General features: G+C 69.2%; 16 protein-coding genes. 8 read left to right on the forward strand and 8 right to left on the reverse strand.

Annotation, left to right across the window (positions count from 1 at the left end; genetic code table 11):
- Window positions 1–374: 374 nt before the first annotated feature.
- The 3 genes from ACQP0N_RS22305 to ACQP0N_RS22315 all read left to right on the forward strand — a co-directional run bounded on the left by ACQP0N_RS22305 (window position 375) and on the right by ACQP0N_RS22315 (window position 2060).
- Window positions 375–1076: a VOC family protein gene (locus ACQP0N_RS22305; RefSeq protein WP_433113840.1), complete on the forward strand. Its 702-nt coding sequence runs from the start codon at window positions 375–377 to the stop codon at window positions 1074–1076.
- Between the two features lie 187 nt (window positions 1077–1263).
- Window positions 1264–1695: a hypothetical protein gene (locus ACQP0N_RS22310; RefSeq protein WP_433113842.1), complete on the forward strand. Its 432-nt coding sequence runs from the start codon at window positions 1264–1266 to the stop codon at window positions 1693–1695.
- Between the two features lie 47 nt (window positions 1696–1742).
- Window positions 1743–2060 carry a hypothetical protein gene (locus ACQP0N_RS22315; RefSeq protein ID WP_433113844.1) on the forward strand — a complete coding sequence of 106 codons (318 nt, stop codon included), beginning with the start codon at window positions 1743–1745 and terminating at the stop codon, window positions 2058–2060.
- A gap of 366 nt (window positions 2061–2426) precedes the next feature.
- Here ACQP0N_RS22315 and ACQP0N_RS22320 read toward each other — a convergent pair whose 3' ends face one another.
- Window positions 2427–3137, reverse strand: coding sequence for an HAD family hydrolase (locus ACQP0N_RS22320; RefSeq protein WP_433113846.1), 711 nt, complete (start codon window positions 3135–3137; stop codon window positions 2427–2429).
- 40 nt (window positions 3138–3177) lie between these two features.
- On the reverse strand, window positions 3178–3798 hold the full coding sequence (locus ACQP0N_RS22325; protein ID WP_433113848.1) for a TetR/AcrR family transcriptional regulator: 621 nt from the start codon (window positions 3796–3798) through the stop codon (window positions 3178–3180).
- A 177-nt stretch (window positions 3799–3975) separates the two neighbouring features.
- Here ACQP0N_RS22325 and ACQP0N_RS22330 point away from each other — a divergent pair, with 177 nt between their 5' ends.
- The gene (locus ACQP0N_RS22330) at window positions 3976–5178 is read left to right on the forward strand and encodes a low temperature requirement protein A (RefSeq protein ID WP_433113849.1); all 1203 of its coding nucleotides are present in this window, start codon (window positions 3976–3978) and stop codon (window positions 5176–5178) included.
- A 13-nt stretch (window positions 5179–5191) separates the two neighbouring features.
- Here ACQP0N_RS22330 and ACQP0N_RS22335 read toward each other — a convergent pair whose 3' ends face one another.
- A complete protein-coding gene (locus ACQP0N_RS22335; RefSeq protein ID WP_433113851.1) occupies window positions 5192–6067 on the reverse strand; it encodes an RNA polymerase sigma-70 factor in 876 nt (291 codons plus the stop codon).
- 158 nt (window positions 6068–6225) lie between these two features.
- On the opposite strand from ACQP0N_RS22335, the gene ACQP0N_RS22340 reads away from it, so the two are divergent.
- Together ACQP0N_RS22340 and ACQP0N_RS22345 are read left to right on the forward strand one after the other, a co-directional pair.
- On the forward strand, window positions 6226–6609 hold the full coding sequence (locus ACQP0N_RS22340) for a DoxX family protein (RefSeq protein ID WP_433113853.1): 384 nt from the start codon (window positions 6226–6228) through the stop codon (window positions 6607–6609).
- A 40-nt stretch (window positions 6610–6649) separates the two neighbouring features.
- Window positions 6650–7018 (forward strand): hypothetical protein, encoded by a 369-nt coding sequence (locus ACQP0N_RS22345; protein ID WP_433113855.1) that lies wholly within the window; start codon window positions 6650–6652, stop codon window positions 7016–7018.
- Between the two features lie 615 nt (window positions 7019–7633).
- Here the strand turns inward: ACQP0N_RS22345 and ACQP0N_RS22350 are convergent.
- The 5 genes from ACQP0N_RS22350 to ACQP0N_RS22370 all read right to left on the reverse strand — a co-directional run bounded on the left by ACQP0N_RS22350 (window position 7634) and on the right by ACQP0N_RS22370 (window position 22228).
- Entirely contained in the window at window positions 7634–8194 is a 561-nt protein-coding gene (locus ACQP0N_RS22350; RefSeq protein ID WP_433113857.1) for an SMI1/KNR4 family protein, read from the reverse strand.
- A gap of 182 nt (window positions 8195–8376) precedes the next feature.
- Window positions 8377–8670 carry a barstar family protein gene (locus ACQP0N_RS22355; RefSeq protein ID WP_377597792.1) on the reverse strand — a complete coding sequence of 98 codons (294 nt, stop codon included), beginning with the start codon at window positions 8668–8670 and terminating at the stop codon, window positions 8377–8379.
- A 1-nt stretch (window position 8671) separates the two neighbouring features.
- Window positions 8672–17320, reverse strand: a complete 8649-nt coding sequence (locus ACQP0N_RS22360; protein ID WP_433113859.1) for a DNRLRE domain-containing protein — start codon at window positions 17318–17320, stop codon at window positions 8672–8674.
- 207 nt (window positions 17321–17527) lie between these two features.
- Complete coding sequence (locus tag ACQP0N_RS22365) at window positions 17528–19366, reverse strand: BTAD domain-containing putative transcriptional regulator (RefSeq protein ID WP_433113861.1); 1839 nt, start codon at window positions 19364–19366, stop codon at window positions 17528–17530.
- Between the two features lie 156 nt (window positions 19367–19522).
- Window positions 19523–22228 (reverse strand): MGH1-like glycoside hydrolase domain-containing protein, encoded by a 2706-nt coding sequence (locus tag ACQP0N_RS22370; protein WP_433113863.1) that lies wholly within the window; start codon window positions 22226–22228, stop codon window positions 19523–19525.
- Window positions 22229–22270: 42 nt separating this feature from the next.
- Between ACQP0N_RS22370 and ACQP0N_RS22375 the strand changes: the two genes are divergently transcribed.
- Window positions 22271–24214 carry an amylo-alpha-1,6-glucosidase gene (locus ACQP0N_RS22375; protein WP_433113865.1) on the forward strand — a complete coding sequence of 648 codons (1944 nt, stop codon included), beginning with the start codon at window positions 22271–22273 and terminating at the stop codon, window positions 24212–24214.
- A 137-nt stretch (window positions 24215–24351) separates the two neighbouring features.
- Window positions 24352–25686 (forward strand): glycosyltransferase family 4 protein, encoded by a 1335-nt coding sequence (locus ACQP0N_RS22380; protein WP_433113867.1) that lies wholly within the window; start codon window positions 24352–24354, stop codon window positions 25684–25686.
- Window positions 25687–25910 lie beyond the last annotated feature (224 nt).

A 25910-nucleotide genomic window follows, 5' to 3' on the forward strand; every position in this document is an offset into this window, starting at 1 on the left:
CGCCCGGCCGCCCGCGTCGATCTTGCAGTTTCGGTCGTCGAAAAGTCTGGAATGCCGCCTATGTCGGCACAGAAAGTGCAAGATCGCGGCCAGGCCCGGTCGATCATGGAGTTGTGGTGCCCGGCTCGGGTGGTGTGGGTAGTTTTGTCGCCCACCACAACTCCTTGATCGACCGGGCTCCGTGCAGCGACGCGGCTCCGAGCGGCGAGCGGGCGCAGTGCGGGAACGCGGCGCCGAGCGGGGACCGGGACGCCATGCCGGAACGCGGCGCCGAGCGGGGACCGGGACGCCATGCCGGAACGCGGCGCCGGGTGGCGCTGAATCCGTCACGCGGCGTCCCCCACGGGTGTGCCCGGAGCGGGCATGCTGGGGCGATGATCGCTCGTTTCAAGGACCTCTGTCTGGACGCCGCCGACGCGCTCGCCCTGGGCGGCTTCTGGGCGCGGGTACTCGACGCCGACGTCGCCGACGCGGGTGACGGCGACACCAGGATCGACCCTCGTTCGGCGCGGTCGGCCGCCGAGTCGATCTGGGTGAACCGGGTGCCCGAGCCCCGGGTCGGCCGTACCCGCGTACACCTGGATCTGCGGTTGGCCGACGCGGACCCGGCGGCGCTGCTCGCGGCCGGCGCGCGGTCGGTGCGCGAGCCGGACGGCGACGTCGAGCGGTGGGTGCTGGCCGACCCGGAGGGCAACCAGTTCTGTGTGCTCCCGGCCGGCGACGAGGCCCGGCCGGGTCCGGTCGAGCTGGTGGTGGCCGCCGTCGACCCGGCGGCGCAGGCGGCGTGGTGGGCCGGTCTGCTGGGCGGCACGACCGCGTCCGGACCGAACACCGCGTCGCTGCACGACGCCGCCGGTTTCCCCTGGCAGGCGTGGGTGTTCGACGGGATCGACGAGCCCAAGACCGGGAAGAACCGGATGCACTGGGACGTCGAGATGACGGCCCCGGAGCCGACCGCGCTGCTCGACGCGGGTGCGACGCTGCTGCGTGAGCCGGTCGACGCGGCACGGTGGTGGGTGCTGGCCGACCCGGAGGGCAACGAGTTCTGCGCCTTTTCGCCGTCGACCACCGGGTGAACGACCGACTACCGAGCGCGGGCGCGGTGCACTAGCGTCTTTCCCAGCGCCGCAGCCAGCGCGTTCGCCGCCGCCGTCGACACGCCTCCGGCCGACCCAGCCTGCCCGATCGGTTGGTTATCGCGGGAACGCCCTTCCGCCACTGCACCGGTTCGGCAGGATCGTCCCCAACGAGGGAGGTGCCGCCGTGCAGGACACCCGCGCTCTCGCCCTGACGTTCGAGGTGAGCGGCCTGCCACCGGTCAAGACCGAAGCGTTGTCCATTTTCGCCGCCGGGCACCGGCAGGCGACGAGGGTCCGCACCCTGCTCCAGGCCGCCCTGGGCGCGGCCCAGCGCACCGGCTGGACGCCGTTGCCCGGGCCGATCGAGGTGGACGTGGTTCTGCGGTGCCCGCCCGGGCACCGTACGTCCGACGCCAGCACCCTGCTCGGCGGCGTCTGCGCCGTGCTCCAGGACAAGAAGCGGGTCGCCAGCATCGGCCTGGCGCATCTCGGCGTCCTGGTGGACGTCGCCCTCTACGACGACGACCGGCAGATCCGCCGGTTGTCGTACCAGGAGGAACCGGCGGAAGACTTCTCCTACCAGGTGCGGGTCGCCGCCGTACCCACCGGAGTTTGACCGACGGCCGCGGTGGGGTATCGCGGACGCCGACGAAGGGAGCACCGATGTCGGAGCCACATGTCACGCTCGACCCACGCGGGCTCGATCCTGTGCAGCAGAAGCTGCGTGGCCCGCTGGAGGACCAGCTGACCTCGGCTCTCCAGGCGGCCACCGACCGGATCCGCGCCAGCTACGCGGGCGAGCCGGTCGAGCAGGTGTGCCAGCGGCTGTTGGACGAGACCCGCTCCGGGTTGCACCCCGACATCGCGGCCGGCTTCAACCCGGACATGGACGAGTTCTGCCGCGTGGCGATCTCGATCGTCCGCGGCGGCTCGGACGAGGCGGATACCCGCCACGCCGGCGACGGCCGGCACCGCGCCTAGGTTCTGTTTCACAGGGACTGGCCGGGTCAGGACCGGGTCCGCAACTACCCGGCCCTGACCCCCGGCCGTCCGACGGGGGAGCGGACAGCTCCGGCATTTCACCACGCGCGTGGGCGTGGCACGACGCCACGCGGCTCGGTGGGGAGGCCCGGCCGCCCTGCACTCAGCTCCACGGTGCCCACCTGTCGGACGCCGGTGCGCCCCCGGCACACCCCGAAAGGCCGCGAACGCCGGCTCAGGCTAGGCGGATCGCGCCGGGCCGGACAAGCGCTGCCGGGCCCGCCGCGACGTGACTGATCTCAAGGGCGAAAAGCGGCAGGTACGCGTAACGCGACCATGATCGCCGACGCTGTTCGGATTCGACGGTCAGAAGTGGTCCAGCAGGTCCCGGAAGGCCGCGAGCCGCAGCACGCCGGTGTCGGTCGGGTCCAACTCGTCGTTCTCCAACACCCAGGTGTTCTCGTTCGGGATGAACACCGCGTTCAGCCCGGCCGCCCGGGCCGGCAGGATGTCCGACTTCGGGGAGTTGCCGATCATCCACGCGCGGGCCGGCTCGAACCCGTGCTCGCCGATCAGCCACCGGTACGTGTCGACGTCCTTCTCGGCCACGATGTGCGCGGCCCCGAAGTGGTGCAGCAGGCCGCAGGCGTCCAGTTTGCGCTGTTGCTCCTCCCGGTCGCCCTTGGTCAGCAGCAGCAGCTCGTGCCGCTGCGCCAGCTCGTCGAGCGCCTCGGCCACACCGGGCATCAGTTCCACCCGGTGCTCCACCAGCGCCAGGGCCAGCCGGTCGATCTCCTGGCGCTCGGCGTCGGTGGCGGGCCGGTCGCGCAGCCGCTCCAGGCAGTCGCCGAGGCTGCGCAGGAACACCTTGCTGCCGTACCCGTGCGCCACCGCGTTGGCCCGCTCGATGTCGTCGAGGATCGCCCGGATCTCCGTCCGGTCCATCGTGGGGTGGTCGATCCAGGCCAGGAAGTCGTCGATCACCCGCTCGAAGACGACGTTGTTCTCCCACAACGTGTCGTCCGCGTCGAAGATCAGCACCTGTGCCCGTCGGCGGGCCTCCTGGTCCACGGTCATGCCGACCCCTCCTCGCGATCATGCTCGTGCGGACGCGACTCTAGGGCATCGCCTGCCCCGCACCCACCGGGTTCCCGCTCGTCGGGCAGGGCCACCACAGCAGCCTCTCCGTGATCATCGCTTCCCGCTCCTCCTGTGCCTCGGGGCGCAGACGACCACCGCGGGTGAGCATGACGATGCCGTGCAGCAGGCTCCAGCCCACCTCGGCGAGCGTGTCCGGGTCGCGGCCCTGGGCCAGCGGAAGCAGCGCCGCGCGCAGCGCGGCGAAGACGGCCCTCGGCGCCGCCGGCACCCCCGCCGCGCCGAGGGCGAGGTCCGGGGTCAGCGCCAGCATCGCGTCGTAGACAGCCGGATTGGCGTACGCGAAGTCGAGGTACGCGCCCGACATCACCGCCCAGGCCCGTTCGGGGCACGGGTTGTCGGCGTGTGCGGCGGTCAGCGCGGCGGCCAGGTCGGCGAAGCCGTGCACCGCGACGGCGGCCAGCATCGCCTCCTGGTCGGCGAAGTACCGGTAGAGGTCGCCGATGTCCATGTCGGCCCGTTCGGCGACCCGCCGGACGCTGAGACCCATCCAGCCCTCGGCCTCGGCCAGCTCGCGGGCGGCAGCGACGACGAGCAGGCGTCGCTCGTGCTCGATGGCCTCCTCGGCGGGTACGGACACCGGCCGAGCGTAACGACCCACACTGTCCGCATCCGCCTCATGACGGATTGGTGACTGATCGCCCGCTGAGAGGCCGTTCGCTGCCGTACCCGGTGGTGGTTCGTTAGGTGATCAGGTCACCGCGACGGGAGGGCACGTGGTCGTTCGACGGCGTCCGCCCGCCGAGGCGGTCGGCGGATGAGGGAGATGCCCGGCGGCGGGTTGGTGCGGGGCGCGGGCACCCGCGAGCGGGCCACCTTCCTGGAACTGTTCCTCGACCTCGTCTTCGTCTTCGCCCTCACCCGCATCTCCCTGCGGCTGATCGACGACTTCACCGGGGGCGGGCGCGGCGAGTTCGCGGGCCTCGGTCAGGCACTGCTGCTGTTCCTGGCGCTGTGGAGCGTCTGGACGCTGACGGTCTGGTCGACCAGTTGGCTCGACCCGGAGGCGATGATCGTCCAGACCGTCATCGTCATCACGATGGCGGGCGCGATGACGATGGCCGTCGCCGTACCGGACGGATTCGGCGCGCGGGCCTCGCTCTTCGCCATCACGCTCGTGGCACTCCAGGTCGCCCGGGTGGGGTACTTCCACCTCGCCGGCCACGGTGGCCCCGACCCGCACCAGTCCGTCCGGATCGTGTTCTGGCTCAGCCTGCACGCGCCGTTCTGGATCGTCGGTGGGCTTGTGAACGACGGCGACGTTCGCGGTTGGCTCTGGGCTGTCGCCGTCCTGGTGGACTACACCGGGTCGTACCTCGGGTGGCCGACACCGGGACTCGGCGCGCAGCGACTCGGCATGCAGGGACTCGCCGCCGAGCACCTGGCCGAGCGCTACCAGCAGTTCCTGCTCATCGCGCTCGGCGAGGCCATCTTCGTCATCGGACTGGCGTTCAGCGGCAGCAGCTTCCACGCCGCGCAGACCGCCGCCTTCGTGCTGGCGCTGGCGACGACGGTCCTGCTGTGGCGAATCTACTTCCACCTGGCCGGCGGGACGCTGGACGCCGCCGTCGGCACCTCGCGTGACGCCGCCCGGCTCGCCACCGACATGGCGTTCGCGCACCTGGCGATGATCGCCGGGATCGTGCTGACCGGCGTCGGGATGGAGCTGTACATCACCGAGCCGTTCGGGCATCTCCCGCCGACCTGGCTCATCGCCATCCTCGGTGGTCCGGCGCTCTTCCTCGCCGGACGGTCGGCCCTGGAATACCAGGTGTTCTCCCGGATCTCCCGGTCCCGGACAGCCGGGCTGCTGGTCATGGCCCTGCTGCTGCCGGTGGTCCTCCCCCTGCGACCGCTCGCCGCCGGCGCGGCAGCCACCCTGGTGCTGCTCGGCGTCGCCGGTGCGGACTCCCGACACTCCCGGCGCCGGCCCCGCGAGATGGCCAGGCCGCCGTTCTGACCGGCGTCGTCCATCACCGACGCAGTGCCGTGGCCTGGCGCATGTGCGACAGCTTCTCGGGGTTGCGGACGGCGTACAGACCGGTGACGAGACCGTCGTCGACGCGCACCGTCAGGACGGTGTCGAGTTCGCCGTCGAACCGGACGATCAACGCCGGGCAGCCGTTGACCTCGGCCGGGTGCAGCGACAGGACGGCGACCACCACGTGCCGGGAGGCCAGCAGACGGGCCACCTTGTCCGCGCCGACGACGGGCCGCAGCACCGCCTGCTTGATGCCGCCGCCGTCGCCCAGCAGGACGACGTCGGGCGCCAGGATGTCGAGCAGACCCTGCACGTCGCCCAGGTCGACGGCCCGCTGGAACGCCTCCAACGCACGCCGCGCCTCGGTCGCCGAGACCCGGCCGCGCGGTCGACGCGCGGCGACGTGCGCCCGTGCCCGGTGGGCGATCTGGCGGACCGCCGCGGGGCTCTTGTCCACGGTCGCGGCGATCTCGTCGTAGTCCAACTCGAACACCTCCCGCAGCACGAACACCGCCCGTTCCGTCGGGCCGAGCGTCTCCAACACCAGCAGCATCGCCATCGACACGTGCTCCGCCAGCTCGACGTCGTCGGCGACGTCGGGCGTGGTCAGCAGCGGCTCGGGCAGCCAGGAGCCGACATAGGACTCCCTGCGCCGGCCGATCGTCCGCAACCGGTTGAGGGACTGGCGGGTGGTGATCCGGACCAGGTAGGCGCGCGCGTCGCGTACCGCCGCGTGGTCGGCGTCCGCCCACCGCAGCCAGGTCTCCTGGAGTACGTCCTCCGCGTCGGCCGCCGAGCCGAGCATCTCGTACGCCACCGTGAAAAGCAGGTTCCGGTGCGTGACGAACGCGTCCACGGCGGGATCCATCCGCGACTCCTGTCCTCGACGTCGACTCACCACCATCCGACACCGGTCGACGGTCTCCTGTGACACCACGGGCCTGTGCAGCACATCACCCACCGGACTGAGTCACAGCCACCGGGCCGGCGGTGTCTCCTGGTCGACCTCAACCGAAGGGAACGTCCATGAACATCGCGCTGTGGATCGCGGCCGGACTGCTGGCCACGGTGGCGCTGGCCGGCGGCATCACCAAGACCTTCGTACCCCGCAAGAAGCTGGCCTCGCACCGCGGCGGCGGGTGGACCGGGGACGCCAGCGACGGCTTCGTCAAGACCCTGGGGGTGCTCGAACTCCTGGCCGCCATCGGCCTGATCCTGCCCGCCGTGCTCGACATCGCACCGGTCCTGGTGCCGGTCACCGCCATCTGCTGGATCCTGCTGATGATCGGCGCGATGATCACCCACCTGCGCTACGACGAGGCGAGGTTCGTCGCGGTGAACGCGGTGTACCTCGCCCTGGCCGCCTTCGTGGCCTGGGGCCGGCTCGGCCTCGAACCCTTCACCGGCTGACGTTCACTGGATCTCCACAGCGCCTCGCTAACCTGGCGCGATGAGATCGCCTCGACGCCTTTTCCTGGCCGGGCTCGGCGTCGTGGGCCTGTTGGCCTGCGGTTGGGGCCTGTGGTTCGCGGCGCTGTGGGCGTTCGGCGACGAGGGGTCGTTGCCACCGAAGTGGCGCATCCCGGACGTGCCCGCCGGGGCGACGGTCGTCGACGAGAGCGAGACGTGCGCCTCCGGCGGGTGCTCGTGGCAGGTCACGGTCGCGCCCCCGGCCGGCCAGTCACCCGAGGAGCTGGCCGAGCGGATGGGCCTGTCCGAGCAGCAGGACCTGCCGCCGAAGCTGCTCGACCCCGGGTCCGTCTACGTGGTGGCGGAACCCCGGAACGGGCAGTTGATCATTCACGTCGGCTACGAGTAGCCCGCACTCGGATCGCTCAACTGATCTCCGCCAGTGCTGTCGAGATTTCCCGCAGGTCCGCAGGGCTGGGTCCAGCGCCGCCGTCGGGGTTACGCATGCTGTACCGGCCATCGCTGACCCGGACGCCGTTGACATCTCGCCAGGGTGGTCGGGGCAGGCTCTCCAGCAAGTGGGCGGCGAGCTCATCGACCTTGGCCCCTGCGCCGCAAGATGTCAGTGCGGCGGCGACTCTCGCCGTCGCCTCGGTCGGCACATCTCGGTCGCCCAGCGCGGGGAGCAGAAGAAGCAATCGGGCGTTCGCCTCTACCACTCCAAGGGGCGCACCGGAGAAATCCGCTGCGGTGCCAAGCTCGGGCCAACTCAACCCCGGACGCATTTCATGCCCTCCGACGGTCGCGAGCCTCAACGCATGCTCCCCGCCGGGACGGCACGGAGGATCAGTGGAGGCGTATCGCCTGGCCTAACCTTGGGGACGGTGTGCGCCCGACAAGCCCTCATCGAGCCTTGATCACGATGCCCGGCTGGAGTATTAGAGCGCTCTTGGGTCGGTAGTTCACACAGGATGAACTACCGACCCAAGTCGCTATTTCAATGTTTCATCAACGCGCAGGGAAACTATTTGTCACCCTTCTTCAGCCGCTGAAGTTCCAGTCGATTGTAGTCGACCATTGAAAGAAAGAACTCGTCAAACGAGCCAAACACTTCGAACCCGTCACCCCAGAACCACAGCACCTTACCAGCGCCTTCGTCACCCGCTGCGGAGATGAACCACAGGTCCGCCTGCGTGTCGCTGGCACCAATTGCCAGCGCATCGTCAATCCGAAACCCGACATCATTAAAAATGCCGGATCCCGTTACCTCTCGCTGTCCAGCAGTCGCAATCTGCTTCAACGGCCCGCCGAGCAGCTGCGCGGTCCCGAAGAGATCGACGCCTTGCAGGAAGCCCTTCCATCCATTCGCAAATCTGAGCAAGGATCGATACCGTGGGTCCAAGGCGCCTACCACTCGCTCGGCGTCAACGAGCTCCGCCTCGGTGGCAGCCACTTCAGGCAATGGGTACTCATACAGCTCGTCGAGAGCTTGAGCTTCCTGCCTGACGAGTACGGCCTTTACAATTTCTGGACGCCAGTCTTCAATCAAGGGCTTTTGCAACTCAACACGCGGCAGGCTCAACACGGTGGACAACGTCCGAGCCAGGTCAAGCAATGTTTCCACTCGGCCCCCCACATCCCCGTCAGCCGAGCCAGTGTGCGGCCTCGCCGTCCTCGCTATCTGGTGGTGCTTTCGAGACGCAGGCTCAGCACGAGGAGTGCTGCCGCTCGGCTCACGCATCCGGGCCGAGCGGCAGCTACCCCGTTTCATTCAATTATTGACAGTTCAAATCGTTCAGCTTCGCCTCGATCGCGATCCCACTCCTCCGCTCGCCGCAGGATCGCCACGATCTCGTCAAAGCGGTCCTTTCCCATGGCTTTCATGCTGACCTGCGCGTGATTCCAGACCAGCCGCACCGGACGCTCAACATCGAAGCTCACGCGGTCCCAAAGAGCGTCCAGATTCTTCCCGTAATAAGGCCCGAAGTCAAGCAGACGAGCTATCTCGGCATGGAACTCAGCAGCCGATCTGATCTTCCGACCATCCAACTCTACCAGCATTTCACTTCCAGTTCGGGAGTTGATAGAAGGACCCATAGTGGTCACCCGTGACGTACGCCAAACCGTCATTCGAATATACCAAGCGGTTACCAGGCTGCTTTGCTCGACTCATGGTATTGCTGAGCCCCACGTCTGCCTCGTAAAAGACGCGCCCTGGCGCTGACGGCAGCAGGTTGGTCGAGTTATGGTAGATGTCACCGCCGATCTGACCACCAGGAACGTAGTTGTTCAGCGCCTTGCCCGGCTTGTAACCGGCCGCCTGCGCCGCGGTCTTGGTGACATAGTTGCCCGGGAGCCGGCCCGTCGACTGCAGCGACTCGACCAACGGATTGGCCGCCTCAGCCACCTTCAACTGCGTCGCGAAGCGGGCATGAGCAGCCGCGTTGGTGGCTCCGCCAACGACTTCTTCAGCCTTGCTTACCTTTCCGGCCTTCGACGCTCCGCCGCCGAGGAACAGCGTCGCTAGGTCGAAGACCGCTCGGCCGGCCGCATGCGCGTCGTTGCCGTTCTTGATGTCCTCCTCGTAGGGCTGCTTCACCGCGTTCCAGAGCTGACCGGGGTTCTTGACCGCGTCGCCGCGGGCCTCCGCCCGTGCCTTCGTCTCGTTGCGAGTCTGCTCGGAGACGAAGGGACTGCTGCCAACGAACACGTCGTAGCCGAGTTGACCCAGGCCGCTGGCCGCGTCCTTGGCGCCGTCGACGAATCCACTGCCGAAGCCTTGGAGGTTGTCGATGAAATCGCCCCACGAGTGACCGTCGATCTCGACGGCGCTGATGGGGTTGCCGCCGCCGAAGGCGTACCGGTTGCCGGTGAAGGGACTGGTGCCGAGGTTCATGTCGGCCAGGGCACCGTTGTAGCTGTCCCGGGACAGGAACCTGTTCAGACCTGGGCTGTAGTCACGGAAGCCCATGTCGTAGTTGCCGGAGGACTGGTCCCACCGCTTGGCGTTGTAGCGGTAGGCGTTGTACGGCTCCTTGGTCGGGTCGGCCGCGTCCGGCTTGTCGATGCCCGTGAACTGGGCGTCGTCGTTCTTGCCGTAGGCGGTGTAGCCGTAGGTGGCCTTGGTGTCCCCGGTCTTGTCGGTCAGGGTCTCGACGTCGGTGTGCGGGTTGTAGCCGTAGTAGCCGTCCTCGGTGGTGCCGTCGGTGTTGTGGGTGATCTGCGACAGGCGCTGGCCCCACGGCGAGTACTGGTACGACTTGGTCAGCTTCCCGGCGACCTCCTCGTCCAGGACCTCGCTGGACATGCCGAGGTAGTTGAACGTGGTGGTCTTCTCCTTGGCACCGCCGGCGTCCGTGGTCTTGGTCGTCGTGCGGTCCATCGGGTCGAAGGTGTACTTCGTCGTCGAGGTGCTGGTGCCGTTGTTCTTCCGGTTCTCGACGACGTGATCGAAACCGTCGTACACGTTGCGCTCGATCACCGTCCCCGCCGCCGTGACGGTGTCCAGACGGCCGAACGGGTCGTAGTTGTACGACGCCGTCGCACCCCCGGTCACCGCCGTCAGGAGACGGTTCCGCTCGTAGTTGAACGTGGTCGGTGTGCCCTTCACCGTCTGACTGGTGACGTTGTTGTTCGCGTCGTGCACGTAGGTTTCCGTGCCGGCGCCGTCACCGGTCTTCGTCACCGAGGCCAGCCGGTCCCGCGGGTCGTAGGTGAAGTCACTGGTGGTGGTCAGATAGGCGCCGTGGTTGTCGGCGTTCATCTTTTTGGTGACGTCGTGCGACCGGTTGCCGTTGAGGTCGTAGTCGAGGGTCGACTCCGAGACCAGGGTCCCGTTGGGCTTCTTCTCCGTCTGGGACTTCAGCAGGCCGTCGAGGAAGTACGTGTAGTCGACGCTGTTGCCGTTGCCCTTGACCTCCTTGAGCTTCTCTCCCCGGTCCGTGTAGGTGTAGGTCGTGACCTTCGGCGACGCGTCCGTGGCGGACTTGCCGTTGGTCACCTTCGAGACCAGGTCGCGCTCGTCGTACGTGTAGGACGCGTACTGCTTGTCGTGGCTGGTCGTCAGCGGCGCGCTGTTCTCGTTGTAGGTGAACGACGTCGAGTTGACCACCGCGCCCGACTTCGACTCGATGACCTTGTCGACCTGGTTCAACCTCGTGTACGACACGGCATAGCTGTCCACGCGGGCACCGGGCGAGGCGTCCGTGATCGTGGTCAGGTTGCCGTTGGCGTCGTACCGGTAGCTGTAGTCGTGCTTCTCGTTGTCGACGTCGCCCGAGTTGTCGCGGACCAGCTTGACCGCGTCGGCGACGACCGTGCCCGTTGCCTGGTCCGACAGCGTCACCTTCTGGGCGTTGCCCTCGGCGAAGCTGTAGGACCCGAGGCTGACCCAGGTGCCGGCGCCGGCGGTCTGGTTGACCGTCTTCACCGTCGGGCCCGCGCTGGAGCTGACCGTGTACTTCGCGTCGGTCGCCGCCCCGGACACCGTCGGGAAGCGGGCGTACACCTGGTAGGTGCCCGACTGGGGCACGTTCAACTGCCAGGTGAACACGTTGGTGCCCGTGCCCGCCGCGTGGGTGGCGTAGTCGATGCCGTACCTGTTGGTGGCCGTGTTGGCCGTCGGCCAGGTGCCCGTCGCGGTGGTGTTGTTGAACTCCGAGTTGTCGACCAGCACCACGTGCTTGCCCACCGGCACACCGTCGTCGGACCGAGCCTTCAACTTTCCGTCGGGGAAGTACGACCAGCTCATGGTCCGGTTGGAGGAGCCGCCCGCCGACGTCATCGTCCGGGCCGTCTGCGCGCCCAGCTCGTTGTAGTCGTACGAGGTGACGATGTCCCACGGGTCGGAGGAGGACTTCGTCCACCCGTTGTCGTAGTAGCTGTAGGTGGTGTCGTTGCGCACCGACTGACCCGCCGACGGCGGCGCGGACAAGGTCGCCAGCCGGCCCACCTCGTCGTACGTGTAGGTGGTCTTGTCGGCAGTGGTGTAGCGGGCGTCATCCTTGTCGTACGCCGACTGGGTCTCCTTCACCCGGTTCAGCGCGTCGTACACGGTGACCTGGGCGAAGTCGTCCGGGTCGTCGGTGGTCGCCACGCCCCGCGGGCTGATGACCTTGGTCGTGTTGCCTACCTGGTCGTACTCGTACTTCGTGATGCGGTACGAGATGGTGCCGGAGACGTCCTTGTACGGCACCTTGACCTCGGTCGGCTTGCCGCGCCGGTCGAGATTGACCAGCGTGGTGTTGCCGAGCTGGTCGGTACTTCCGGTGACCAGACCGTCCCGGTCGTAGGTGCTGCTGGTGAACTTGCCCAGCGCATCGGTAGCCTTCGTGACCCGGTGCGCGAGGTCGTACGTCATCGTCGACGTGTAGTCGAGGGTGTCGGTGGTCGCGTTCTTACGCGGGTCCACCACCTTCTCCACGTTGCCCACGTTGTCGTACTGATAGGTGATCTTGTCGCCCTTGGCATTCGTCACCGAAACCAGCTGGTAGATCTCGTCGTACGCGTTCGTCGTCTGGTAGTCGGCGGGGTTCGCGTCGGGGAGGTTGCCCTTGGGCTCGGTCGTGGTGCGGAGGTTGCCGACCTTGTCGTAGGTGAACGACGTCTTGCGCTCCGGATCCCCGGCCACGTCGACGGGTGCCTTCGCCCAGGTGAGTTCGTCGGCCGCGTCGTAGGAGGCCGTGGAGACTGCCCCGTTCGGCGCGATCGACTGGGTGACGTTGTCGTTCGCGTCGTAGGTCGGCGCCGGAGTGGTGATGTACACCCCGGCGGCCTGGTCCTTCGGCGTCTTGCTGATCAGCGGACGACCGAAGGTGTCGTACGTCTGGGTGATGTCCTTGTTCAGCGCGTCGGTGACCTTGGTGACCTGGCCGCGGACGTCGTAGACGAAGGTGGTCGCCCTGGTCAGGGAATCCGTGATCGTCTGCGGGTAGCCGTTGGCGTCGTAACGGCTGTACTTGGTGAGGTTGCCGTTGGCGTCCTTGGCCGTGTCGAGCTGCCCCCAGGCGTCGTAGGTGTTGTAGGTGGTGTAGTCACCGGCCGTCGTGGTCGAGGTGCCCATCGGGTCCGTGACGCTCGCCAGGTCACCGTCGGGCTCGTAGGTGAAGCTCCACTTGCGGCCCTCGGGGCTGGTCTTCTCGGTGAGGTCCGCGACGTAGCCGTTGAGCTGACGCTGGTAGGTCAACACCGTGCCCGGCGTGCCGTTCTTGACCGCCTCGGCGTCCTTGATCTCGGTCGGGTAGCCGGTCTTCGCGTCGTACGTCCAGGTCGACACGGCCTGGTTGTCCTCGGTGAGACTCGTGACGTTGTGGTCGGCGTCCCACCCGAGCTTGGTGACCTGGTTCTTCGCGTTGGTGGTCTGCGTGGGTCGGCCGTAACCGTCCATCACGTAGGCCGTCGCGTGGTTCTCCGCGTCGGTCACCGTCGCGTTGATGGTCTGGCCCTGGGGCCCGTCCGGGTCGGTGTAGGCGAACGTCGTCGGGTAGCCGAGCCGGTCGGCGTACGACTTGGTGGTCCAGTGGAACTTCGGGTCGTCACCGTCCTGCGGATAGTTGTACGTCAGGTTGGTGGCGTTGCCGCGCGGGTCGGTGACCTTGACCAGCTTGACGTTCTTGTTGCCCTGGGTCATGTCGTAGGCGAACTTGAACGTCTTCGGCGCGCCCATGGTGCCGCTCGAGCCGTACCCGTCCACCAACTCGCCGAGAAGACCCTTGTCCGTGTACGTGAAGGTCATCTTCCGACCGGAGATGTCGGTGATCTGCGAGATGTGGTCGATGATCTTCGGGTTGGTCAGGTTCGTCGCCCCGGACACCCGGGCCCAGGTGGTGTCGTTGATGTAGTCGAAGGTCTGACCCTTGGCGTAGTAGTCGATCGTCAGGGTCTTCCGGCCGGCCGCGTCGGTGATGTACCGAAGGAACTTGGTCGGCTTGTTGTTGGACTTGCGCTCCTCGTAGGTGAACGACATCGTGTTGCCGTTCTTGTCCACCGTGCTGGTGAGGAAGCCCTCGCAGTCGTACCAGAACTGGGTACGGTCCGGCTTGGTCAGCCGCCAGGCCCTCGGCTCCTGGGTGTTCGGCTTGCAGTCCGTGGTGGTGATCTTCTCCAGGTAGAGGTGCACGCCCTTCGGGCTCTTCCACGTGGAGGTCGCCGAGTCCCAGGTGAACCAGTGGCTGGTGCCGTCACCATCGGTCATGGTGATCTTCGTCGGGTTCGGGTTGGGGTGGAAGTCCAGCGGGCTGCCCAGCCGCATGAGCGACGACGCCTGTAGGGACCAGCCGTATCCGGCGACGGTGTCGGACGTGTCCAACGAGTTGTAGGACATCCGGACGAACGTCGACAGGCCCCGGGACGGGTTGCTCAACGCGTCGTACGACCACACCGTGTTGCCCGAGTACAGGTTGTTCATCAGGGTGCCGCCGGCGCCGGTGTTCTTCCCCGCGTACGAGTAGAACTTCTCCAGACCGAGCTGGTCGGAGGTCGGCTCCACCACCGCCACGTTCTGCGGCAGGGCGGCGATCGGCGCGGTGTCCGACAGCCACTTCCCGGTCAGCTTGTTGCGCAACTGCCAACTCAGCACGTAGTCGGTGCGCTTGTTGCCCTCGGTGGTGCTCGCCGGGGTCTTGACCTGCGCGGTCAGGTCCACGGTGCCGCCGGCCGGGATGTCCGCGGGCAGCGGGGTCGCGACGACCGCGTTGGCGTCGGTCACCGCCTCACCGTTGGCGCGGCTCCACTGGTACGCCAGCTCCCAGTCGGTGGTCTTCCAGGCCGCCTGGGTGGGGTTCGACACCGACACCGGGGCGGTGTACGTCGACGCCGGCGCCAGGTTCGTGGGCGTCTTCGCCGCGTAGTAGGTCGACTCGGGGGTCTGCTCCAGGTAGGTGACCTCCAGCGTCGGCTCGAACATCGAGTCCTCGGCCTCGGAGGCGAGCATCATCGCGCGGGCGTTCTGGTTGGTCTCGTCGCGCATCCGCAGCAGCAGGCCGTTGTTGGTGCTGGGCGTGGCGACCCAGCCCTTCACCGGGCTGGTGACGTCCCACGTCTCCCACTCCGGGTCGTTGGTGAAGCCGTTGAAGCCCGCCTTCCACGAGGTGTCGTAGTCACCACCGGCGGTCCACGCGTTGGTGCCGTCGTAGGTGTTCCAGGTGGCGGACCCCTCGTTGAAGCTTCGGTTCAGCTTGTAGACGTCGACGTACTGGGACTGGTCCGTCCCCGGTTGAAGGGAGATGTTCCACATCCGCAGTTGAGCCGCGGTGACCTGGGCGTTGGTCGGGATCGCCCCGCCCAGGCTGGACCACTTCACCACGCCACGCGTCACGCCGTAGGTGGGTGAGTTGTTACCCACGCCGACGTACGGGTCGCCGTCGTAGACGTTGACGTTGGTGGTGGGCAGACCCTTGGACAGGGTGGTGTCGGTAACCCCGGTCCGGAAGATCTTGGTGATCTGACCGGCCTTGGGCAGCATGGCGGGCACCGTCGGCCCGGCAACGAGCTGCCCGTCGGCCGTCTTGGCCACCACCATGTAGTAGTAGAACTGCCGGTCCATCGGGTCGGTCTTGTCCGCCGGCGTGGGGGTGGCCGTGGTGTCCTGGAAGGACAACGTGGTCGCCGAGACCGGGGCGATCAACGTCGCCGCGCTCGGGGTGTACGTCTGGTTGGGGCTGCGGTGCACCTGGTACTCGACGACGTCGTCGCCGGTACCGGCCTGCCCGTCCGGGTCCTTGTACTTCGGCCAGTCCAGCACGGCACCGGTCGACGTGATCGTGGTGGGCGGGTTCACCGCCACACCCGGTCGGCCGTACGTGACGACGAGCTTCGGCAGGTTGTAGTCCCGCCGGTCGTTCATGTAGGCGTACTCGGAGGCCTCGAAGATGGCGCCACCCTGCTTGGCCAGCGTCTCGTTCTTGGCCTTCAGCATCACGCCGTAGTTGGGCTGGGTGCCGCTGGCCCACTGCTGGACGAGGCCGCGCACCGGGAACGACAGCCAGGTGCTGGAGCGCGACGCCTCCTTCATTGCGCCGTTCTTGCTGAACCGTACGGCGTCGGCGATGACCGCCTTGTTGGCCTGGTCGCCGAGCACGACCTTGCCGGTGGTGCCAGCGTCGAACGGGTAGAAGCCCAGGTTGACCCATGCCCCCGTGCCGTTCGGGGTGCGCTGGTCGACCGGAACGGTCTTGCTGCCACCCTTGTGGTAGACGGTGTACGACGCGGCGTCCGCGCGGTCCGAGGCGCCCACGTAGTGCGCCTCGACCTTGTACTCGCCCGCCTCGGTCAGGTTCGGCGTGTACGTGTAGGTGTCACCGGTGACCGCGTCGCTGTTGACCCGGTAGTCCTTGCCCACCGCGTACGCGGTCAGGCTGCTGGTGGAGGCGTTCCAGGTGCCCTTGGCCGTGGCGTTGGTGTCGCCGTCGTCCACGGTGACGATGGTGCCGGGCAGCGTGGTGTCGCCGGCCCCGCTCATCGAGGTCCAGGTCGCGGAGCCCTCGGTCCAGCTCGACTTGACCCGCTGGACCTCCATCGGCACGTTGTTGGCGTAGATGTTGTCCAGGCTCTGGTCGTAGTAGACCATCACCTCGGCGTCGTCGATCGTGGTGTTCGCCGGGATCTGGGTCACGTCGAACTTCAGCAACGAACGCCAGGTCGCGTCGTTGCCGGTGCCCACCTTGAGCTGGTAGGTGTTGTTGAAGTTGGTGCCCGGGCTGCCCGACGAGATCTGCACGTCCTGGCCGTCGACCGGCACCGGCTGGATCTTGATGGTCGGGTCGATGACCACTGGGTACGTTCGGGCCTTGTCGCGCAGCCACGAGGCGTCCGCCGAGACGGTGACCGTGGTCTGCCCGTACATCTGCTGGACCCGCTGAGTTACCGCGGTGCTGGTGGACGGCGTACGGGCGCTGTCGTACATGTACGGCGGGGGCATGACCAGTTCGGGGTCGCCGCCGTCGGGTCGGAGGAACGCGATGGAGCCGTCCGCGCGCTGCTGCGCCACCAGACCTCTGGTGTCGAGCGTGAAGGTGTACGACACCGGCCCCGGCGGGGCTTGGCGCAGCACGATCTTCTCCTTGAGCGCGCCGGCGGTGACGTCATAGACGAGATCCGCGCCACCGGCCAGACCGGAGTAGGTGACCGTCGAGCCGTCGACGGTCGGCGCGGCGGCCCGCTCACCACCGGCGAGGCCCAACTGCACCGCGCGGCCGTTCCGCTCGAAGCGCACCAGGTTGTCGGTGCGTCCCCCGAAGAGGCTGGTGAAGCTGTTGGTGGCGTTCTGCTGGACGTACCCGCCCCGGTTGGCAGGCACGACCCGCGTGTCGATCGGCTGCCAGTGGCCCTTGCCGTCGCGGTAGTTCATCGGCAGCGCCGACAGCTCAGCCTGGAGGCGACCGTCGGAGAGCTGGAAGACCCGCCCGTTGGCGGTTCGCCGCTCCGGCACCTCCCGCACCCGCTTCGGCGTCGGCAGCTTCTTCGCCGGCGGTGGCTGCTCGTTGACCGACAGCCCGGCGCTGACCACCTCCGGTTCCGCGCCGCGCGGACCGCCGTTCACCAACTGCCGGGCCGCCCCGCCAAGTCGGGCGATCAGGCCCTCGTCGTCCTTCGCCACGTCCACCTGGTCGGTGCGCTGCGGAGTGCGGTCCGGTAGGACCTCCATCCCGCCGAGCGTGGCCACCATGACCAGCGCCAGCCCCCCGATCAGGGGACCTCGTGATCGTCGTTTCACCCGTAACCCTCCGGCCCGTTCGTCTATACAACGGGTGAAGGCTAGGAACGAGGAATACTCGGCCGGCTATCTCCCAGATACCTTCCAGGTTTGCGCCGTCCGACGGGGCTGGGCAGGACAAACACGCTGGACCAATGGCCGCATACCGCAAGACATACTCTGCGACGACTTCCCGGCGGTAGACGACGGTCGGCCGGTCGTACCGGGTCAGGCCGCCACCGGCGGATGCCCCCGCCGTCTGGGCAGTGGGCCGGTCTGCGTGGGCGGCAGGGCCAGTTCGACGGCGTAGTCACGGACCAGGGCGGGCACCGAGTAGCCGCCGGCGGATACCCGATCGATGAGGTGCGCGTCGACCAGGCCTTCCAGGGCACGGCGTAGCCGCCGGGTGGAGACGCCGAGTTGCGCCGCGGCGTGGTCCAGCAGAGCCGGATGGTCGGGCTGGGTGGCGAGCAGTTCGAGCAGCCGTCCGGCTACCTCGTCATCGGAACGGACCGCCGCGACCCCAGCGGCGAGGCTCGCCCGCACCGAGAGGTCCTCGTAGGCCAGCAGGTCCAGCCGGTCCGGCCCGTCGCGCAGCTCCCGGACCATTCCGGCCACCGGCATGGCTGGGCACCCGGCCAGACGGCTGCCCACGATCCGCAGCGCCAGGACCGAACCAGCGCAGAGCCGCGCCAGCTCCGCGGCGGCAGCCGGGTCGGCGACCAGCCGCTCCGGGCCCGCGAAGGCGGCCAGCAGGTCACGCGCCGGCACGGCGCCCAGCGGGTGCAGCGTCACCCGGCGTACGCCGTCCAGGCTGCTGAGGTGCCGCTGCCCGACGACGACGAGGGCCGGCCCCGGACCGGCGGGGAGCAGTGGCCGCACCTGGTTCGCCCTGGTGGCCCCGTCGACGACCAGCAGCAACCGGCGCCCCGCCACGAGAGAACGGAACCAACCCGCCCGCTCCTCGCTGTTCCCGGGGATATCGGCCGAGGGGACACCGAGCGCGCGCAGGACCCGGGCCAGCACTTCGCTCGGCGTCATCGTGGTGTCGTAGCCGAGGTCAACGAAGACCTGCCCGTCCGGGAAGTCACCGGCCACGGTGTGCGCGGCACGCACCACGAGCGCGGTCTTGCCGCTGCCCGCCGCGCCAGCGACGACCACGGCGGCCGACGGCGCGCTACTGAGGGCTGCCACGACCTGGGCGGTCTCCCTGGTACGGCCGACGAACGTCGCCGGGGTGGCGGGCAGCTCCCGGGGCACCGTCCAGCCAGGGTTGGGTCGGGTCTGCGCAGCCGGCGCGACAACGGTCGACGCGGCAGCCGGCACGTACGCCAGCTCCGGCGCCCGGTCGAGCATCGCGCGGTGCAGGCCGGCCAGTTCGTCGCCGGGTTCGATCGCGAGCTGCTCGTGCAGGACCGTACGGGCGTGCCGGAAGACGGTGAGCGCGGCTGGCACGTCACCGCAGCGGTAGAGCGCGAGCATCAACTGCCCCCACGCACGCTCCCGCAGCGGGTGGGCGGCGAGGTGTCTGCGCAGCTCGGGTAGGAGCTGACCGTGTTGCCCGGCGGCCAGCCGCGCGTCGGCCAGTTCCTCGAACACCTGGAGTCGCTGTTCCTCCAGAGTGGTCCACCGGTTGTCCAGCGCGGTGCCGCGCGGCAGGCCGTCACCGGACGGGCCGCGCCAGCACGACAGGGCGGCGTTGAGCGCGGTGATGGCCTCGGCACTCTCGACACTGGCCAGCGCGCGTCCCTCCCCGGCCAGCCGCTGGAACTCGGCGACATCCAGCTCGCCCGGCGCCAGCCGCAGCTCGTAGGCGTTGGGCCGGGCGACCAGGCGATCCCCCAGCACGCGGCGCAGCATCGCCGCGTGGGTCCGCAGATTCGCCACCGCGGACGCTGGAGGGGTCTCCGGCCAGACCATCTCCGCCAAGCGGGGCAACGAGACGGCGTGGTTCGCCTCCAAGGCCAGGCCGGCGAGAACCGCTCGGCGCTTCGCCGCGCCGGGTGTGACGATCTGACCGTCGACCCACAGCTCCACAGTGCCCAGCAGCCTGATCTGTAGCTTCATCGCGCCGCTCCCCCGTTGTACTCGAGCGGGCTCAGGCTAGGTCCACGAGGTACGGGCAACAACCCGGAGAGGCAGCCAAGGAGCGTGGCGAATATCAATGCCCCTACACGGGGTGTTCCCGTAACGAAGGCACCATCGGAAGCGCTCTTGCAGGGATCAACGGCGCAGGGTGAGGATCAGGTCGGCGACCAGCGCCGTCCAGCCGGTCTGGTGCCAGGCGCCCAGGCCGGCGCCGTTGTCGCCGTGGAAATACTCGGGGAAGGCGACCAGGTCCCGCCAGTCGGGGTGGGTCTGGAACAGCCGCGCCGCGCCGTAGATCGGTCGGCGACCCCAGTCGTCCTGGGTGAAGAGCGAGATCAGTCTCCTCGACAGGTCGTCAGCGATCTCGTCCAGCGAGAGCTTCACCCCCGAGCGCGTCGGATACTCCACCTGGAGGTGGTCCCCGAAGAACGCGGCGTAGTCGCGCAACGCGCTGATCAGCAGGAAGTTCGTCGGCATCCAGATCGGCCCACGCCAGTTCGAGTTACCCCCGAACAGGCCGCTCGTCGACTCGGCCGGCTCGTAGCCCACGGAGAACTCCTGCCCGCCGAGGTTGACCGAGAACGGCTTGTCCAGGTGCGCGCGGGACAACGTGCGGAGGCCGAAATCGGAGAGGAACTCGTCGGTGTCGAGCATCCGGGCGAGCAGCCGGACCACCTGCTCCTGGCCGACCATGGACAGCAGCCGCTGCTGGCGGCCGTCCGGGCCGATCCGTCGGGTGCCGATGACCTCGGCGTACTCCGGGCGGTTGGTGAGGAACCAGCGCAGCCGGGCGCCCAGCTCCGGCAGGTGGTGCAGGGTCTTGGCGGTGAGGCGGGTGGTGGCGGCCAGCGGCAGCAGCCCGACCACCGAGCGGACCTTCAGCGGCACCTTCGTGCCGTCGGCGAGCCGCAGCACGTCGTAGAAGAACGCGTCCTCGTCGTCCCACAGCCCCTGCTCGTACGCGGCGGCGGCGATGTAGAGGAAGTGCTCGAAGAACTTGGTGGCCGTGTCCACCCAGGTCCGGTCGTGCTCGGCCAGCACGATGGCCATGTCGAGCAGGTTGAGCGCGTACATGGCCATCCAGCCGGTGCCGTCGGACTGCTCCAGCACGCCGGCCACCGGCAGAGCCGCCGAGCGGTCGAACGGTCCGACGTTGTCCAGCCCCAGGAAGCCGCCCTCGAAGACGTTGTTGCCGCCGGTGTCCTTGCGGTTGACCCACCAGGTGAAGTTGAGCAGCAGCTTGTGCATCACCCGGCCCAGGAACTCGAAGTCCTTGCCGCCGTCGATCTCGAACACCTTCAGCGCCGCCCACGCGTGCACCGGCGGGTTGACGTCGCCAAACGCCCACTCGTACGCCGGGATCTGCCCGTTGGGGTGCAGGTACCACTCGCGTAGCAGGAGCAGGATCTGCTCCTTGGCGAAGCCGGGGTCGACCCGGGCGATGCTCACGCAGTGGAAGGCCAGGTCCCAGGCCGCGTACCAGGGGTACTCCCAGGGGTCGGGCATGGAGATGACGTCGAAGCTGGTCATGTGCCACCAGGCGCTGTTGCGCCCGTGCCGACGCCCGGCCGGCGGTGTCGACCCGGGGTCGCCGTCCAGCCAGCGTTTGACGTCGAAGTGGTAGAACTGCTTGCCCCACATCAACCCGGCGATGGCCTGCCGGGCGACCAGCGCCTCGTCGGCGGTGGCGGCCTCGGGGATCACGTTGGCGAAGAAGCGGTTCGCCTCGGCCCGCCGGGCCCACACCACCGACTCGAAGCCGTCGCGCAGGTCCGCGGGGGGCGGTGGGCCGGCCGCCGGGGGCGACGCGGTACGGGTCAGCCGCAGCCGGATCTGGCGCTGCCCACCGGCCGGCACGTCGAGCACGTAGTGCAGCGCGCCCTTGGTGCCCTCGCGGGCCGGGTTGACGGTGGGCGCGCCGTTGACGACGTGGTCGTTGATGCCGTCCTTCGGGTACGGCGAGCGGCCCGCCAGGCCCCAGAGCCGTTCGGCGTTGGTGTCGTTGTCGCAGAGCAGCGGCACCGGGCCGCCGTCGCCTTCGAGCAGCAGTTGCCCGAGCACCCGGTGCTCGCCGACCAGCCGGGTGCCCTCCCCGGTCAGCCGGGGAATCCGGTCGCCGCCGGGCAGCCCCCACGCCCAGGTGTTGCGGAACCAGAGGGTGGGCAGCACGTGCAGGGTCGCCGCCGCATCGCCCCGGTTGGCGACGGTGATCACCATGCACAGGTCGGTCGGGGACGCCTTGGCGTAGTCGACGGTCACCGCCCAGTACCGGTCGTCGTCGAAGATGCCGGTGTCAACGAGCTCGTACTCGGTGTCGTCCCGGCCGCGCAGCGCGTTCACCGCGACGAGTTCGTCGTACGGGAAGGCGGCCTGCGGGTAGTGGTAGCGCCAGCGCATCCAGGAGTGCGTCGGGGTGCTGTCGAGGTACCACCAGTACTCCTTGGCGTCCTCCCCGTGGTTGCCGCTGTCACCGCCGAGGCCGAACATCCGCTCCTTGAGGATCGGGTCCTTGCCGTTCCACAGCGCCAGGGCGAACGCGAACGTCTGTCGGTCGTCGCACACGCCGGCCATGCCGTCTTCATTCCACCGGTAGGCTCTGGACCGCGCGTGGTCGTGTGGGAAGTAGTCCCACGCCGTACCGTGCTCGCTGTAGTCCTCCCGCACCGTCCCCCACGCCCGTTCGGACAGATAGGGACCCCATGCACGCCAGTCCTGCTCCCCCGAGTCGGCCTGGGCGAGCCGAAGCCGCTCAGCGTCGGGTGGCGAGGCGTCGGAGGACGATCCGTCAGTGATCACGTGCACATCTTTGACGCCGCCGCGGTACTTCACCACAGCGGCCATTCTCGTCGTGGCGTGTTACACCTCGACGGCGGTGGAGGAAAGTTGATCGACATTATTTTCGGTCCGCAGGTCTGCGGCGACCTGACCAGCGCGTCCAGCCGGGAGTGGCTGGTGCCCGACGGCCTCGGCGGGTACGCCATGGGCACCGTCGGCGGGCTGCGGACCCGCCGGTACCACGGCCTTCTGGTGGTGCCCGGCGATACGCCAGCGTCCCGCCAGGTGGGACTGGTCAGCCTCGACCCGGCCGTCACCCTGCCGTCCGGGGCACGGGTACGTCTCGGCGCGCACGAGTGGTCCTCCGGCGACGTCGACCCGCGTGGATTCGAGCTGCTGGAGCGCTTCGAGCTGGTCGACGGGCTCCCCCGATGGCGGTGGCGGATCGGCGCGGTCGTCATCGAACGCGAGCTGGCCATGCTGCCCGGCCGCTCCTGCGTGGCCGTGGTGCACCGGCTGGTCGCCGGCGGTCCGGTCCGGCTGGAGCTGTCCGCCGCCTGCACCTGGCGCGACGCGCACGGCGAGCGGCGGGCCGACGGGCCGACGCCGCAGGTCGAGACGGTCGCCGACGGCGCGGTGGTCGAGGGCGCGTACCGGCTGGCCGGCCCCGGGTGGGCGCCGGAGGGGCAGTGGTGGCTGGGCGTGCACCACCGCGAGGAGGCCAACCGGGGCCTGCACCCGGACGAGGACGTCTGGTACGCGGGCCGCTTCGCCGGCGAGCTGGAACGCCCCGGTGACACGGTGTCGGTGCGGGCCTGGGCCGCTCCGCTGGACGAGGAGCCGCCGCCGGCCGTCGAGATCGTGGCGACGGCCCGGCGACGCAACCGGCAGGTGGTGGCGACGGCGAAGCCGGCCGACGACGTGGACGCGACGCTGGCGCTGGCCGCCGACGCGTTCGTGGTCCGCACCCGGCAGGCGGCGGTCGACGTGGTCGCCGGCTATCCCTGGTTCGGGGCCTGGTCGCGGGACACGATGATCTCGTACGAGGGGCTGTTCCTCTGCACGGGCCGGGCCGCCGAGGGGCGGGAGCTGCTGCGGGCGTACGCGGCGACCCTCTCCGAAGGGATGCTCGCCAACACGGCCGACACCGGCCGGGTGGAATACAACACCGTCGACGGCACCCTCTGGTTCCTGCACGCGGTGAGCCGGCACGTGACGGTCACCGGCGACACCGATCTCGGCGACGAGCTGCTGCCCGCGCTGCGCGGGGTCATCGACGCGCACATCGCCGGCACCCGGTACGGGATCGCCGTGGACCCGGCCGACGGGCTGCTCACCCAGGGCGCCCCGGGCACCGCCCTGACCTGGATGGACGCCCGGGTCTACGGCGTGCCGGTCACCCCGCGTACGGGCAAGCCGGTCGAGGTCAACGCGTTGTGGATCAACGGGCTGGCCGGGCTCGCCGAGTTGACCGAGCTGGCCGGGCAGGACGCGGGCGAGCTGTGGCGACTGCACGGGCGGGCCACCACCTCGTTCCGGGAGCGGTTCCCGGCCCCGACCGGCTGGCTGCACGACGTGCTGGACGCGCCCGCGCCGGCGTATCCGCTGGGTGGGGCCGCCCTGCACGACGACGACGCGCTGCGCCCCAACCAGTTGCTGGCCTGGTCGTTGCCGTTCGCGCCGCTGGAGCCGGACGAGGCGACGCTGCGCCGGGTCGCGAACGGGCTGCTCACCCCGCTCGGGCCGCGCAGCCTCGCGGAGGACGCGGCCGAGTTCGTGGGTCGCCACCGGGGCGGCCCGGCCGAGCGGGACGGCGGCTACCACCAGGGCACGGTGTGGCCGTGGCTGCTCGGCCCGTACGTGGACGCCACCCGTCGGGGCAAGATGCCAGTCGATGACGCATTGATTGGCATTGAGTCCCATCTGACCGAATATGGGCTAGGATCGGTAAGTGAGACGGCCGACGGTGTCGCGCCGCACTCCGCGACCGGCTGCCCGTTCCAGGCGTGGTCGGTGGCCGAGTTGCTGCGGGTGCGCCGAAAAGGCCAGTAGCGCTTTACACGACCGCAACGGCGGTGTCTCCGCTGGTTATCTCGGCCCCGGCAGGATTGGCCCCGATCCAGACGCGACGGCGACACCGACTCCGGTGTCGGTCGGCGCGCGCCCGGGGACAACTCAAAGGGGGCCGCATGTCACCCGACGCCCACGTGATCGACATCAACCCCGCCCGCCAACTGCGGGTCCTGATGCTGTCGTGGGAGTACCCCCCGGTGCTCGTCGGCGGCCTCGGCCGCCACGTCCACGCCCTGTCCGTCGCCCTGGCCGCTGCCGGCCACGAGGTCACCGTCGTCACCCGCCACGCCGAAGGCGCACCCCTGGAGGAGTACGCCGACGGCGTCCGCATCCTGCGCGCCCCCGAAGACCCCGTTGCCTTCCCCCTGGCCACCGGCTCGCTGCTCGCCTGGACCATGGCCTTCAACCACACCCTCACCCGCACCGCCCTGCGCGCCACCCAGGCCGGCGCCTACGACGTCATCCACGCCCACGACTGGCTCGTCGCCCACACCGCCGTGACCCTTTCCGAGCATCTGGACCTGCCGCTGGTGACGACCATGCACGCCACCGAGGCGGGCCGGCACCAGGGCTGGCTGCCGGAGGAGATGAACCGCACCATCCACGGCGTCGAACACTGGCTCAGCGGGGCCTCCACCCGCGTGATCACCTGTTCGGGTTACATGCGCGACCAGGTCAGCGCGCTGTTCGACGTACCGGGCGGGCTGGTCGACGTGGTCCCCAACGGGGTCGACGACCGGGCCTGGCGGGCCCGACCACGCGCGGTCGCGTCGGCCCGCGCCCGCTTCGCCGCGGACGGTCCCCTGGTCGGGTACGCCGGCCGGCTGGTCTACGAGAAGGGCGTCCAGCACCTCGTGCACGCGGTGCCCCGACTGCGCGAGCGGCACCCCGGGCTGCGCGTGGTGATCGCCGGCGACGGCCCGTACCGCCCCGAGTTGGAGGCCGAGGCCCGTCGCCTGGCGCTCGGCTCGACCGTCCGCTTCACCGGCTTCCTCGACGCCACCCAACTGCCGGCGGTGCTCGGCGCCACCGACGCGACGGTGGTCCCCAGCCTCTACGAGCCGTTCGGCATGGTGGCCCTGGAGGCCGCGGCGGCCGGAGCGCCCCTCGCGGTGGCCCGTACCGGCGGCCTCGCCGAGATCGTCGAGCCCGGCGTCACCGGCGTGACGTTCCCGCACAGCGACCCGGTCGCCCTCGCGGGCGCGGTCGACCGACTGCTCGGCGACGAGGTCTTCGCCCGACGGGTCGCCCGACGGGCCCGGACCATGGTCGGCGAGCGCTACGGATGGGCCACCATCGCGGCCCGCACCGCCGCCAGCTACGCCGCCGCCCGGCGCGAACACGGCCCACTCCAGGCTCGCCGGGCCGCCGCCCGACTGGCCGGCGGACGGAACCGGATCGCCATTCCGGAGGGCAATCTGCTCGCCGCCGCCGACCACGCCGCCTGCTGAGGTAGGGCCTGTTTCGTAAGGGCGGTCGAGCCGAGGCGGAGTCCGGGCGGCGATCCGGCAAGGCGCGGGGGCGTCCGGATACCGGTGTTGTATCCGGACGCCCCCGCAACGCCGCCGGGCGTCGTCCGGGCCCGCCGCAGGCCGACCAGTTCTTATGAAACAGGCCCTGGGTCGGACGACCTATAGGTGCCTTCCGATCCGCTGGTTAGGGTGTACACCGGACA

This window comes from Micromonospora sp. CA-246542 (genome assembly GCF_050942905.1).
Classification (GTDB): domain Bacteria; phylum Actinomycetota; class Actinomycetes; order Mycobacteriales; family Micromonosporaceae; genus Micromonospora.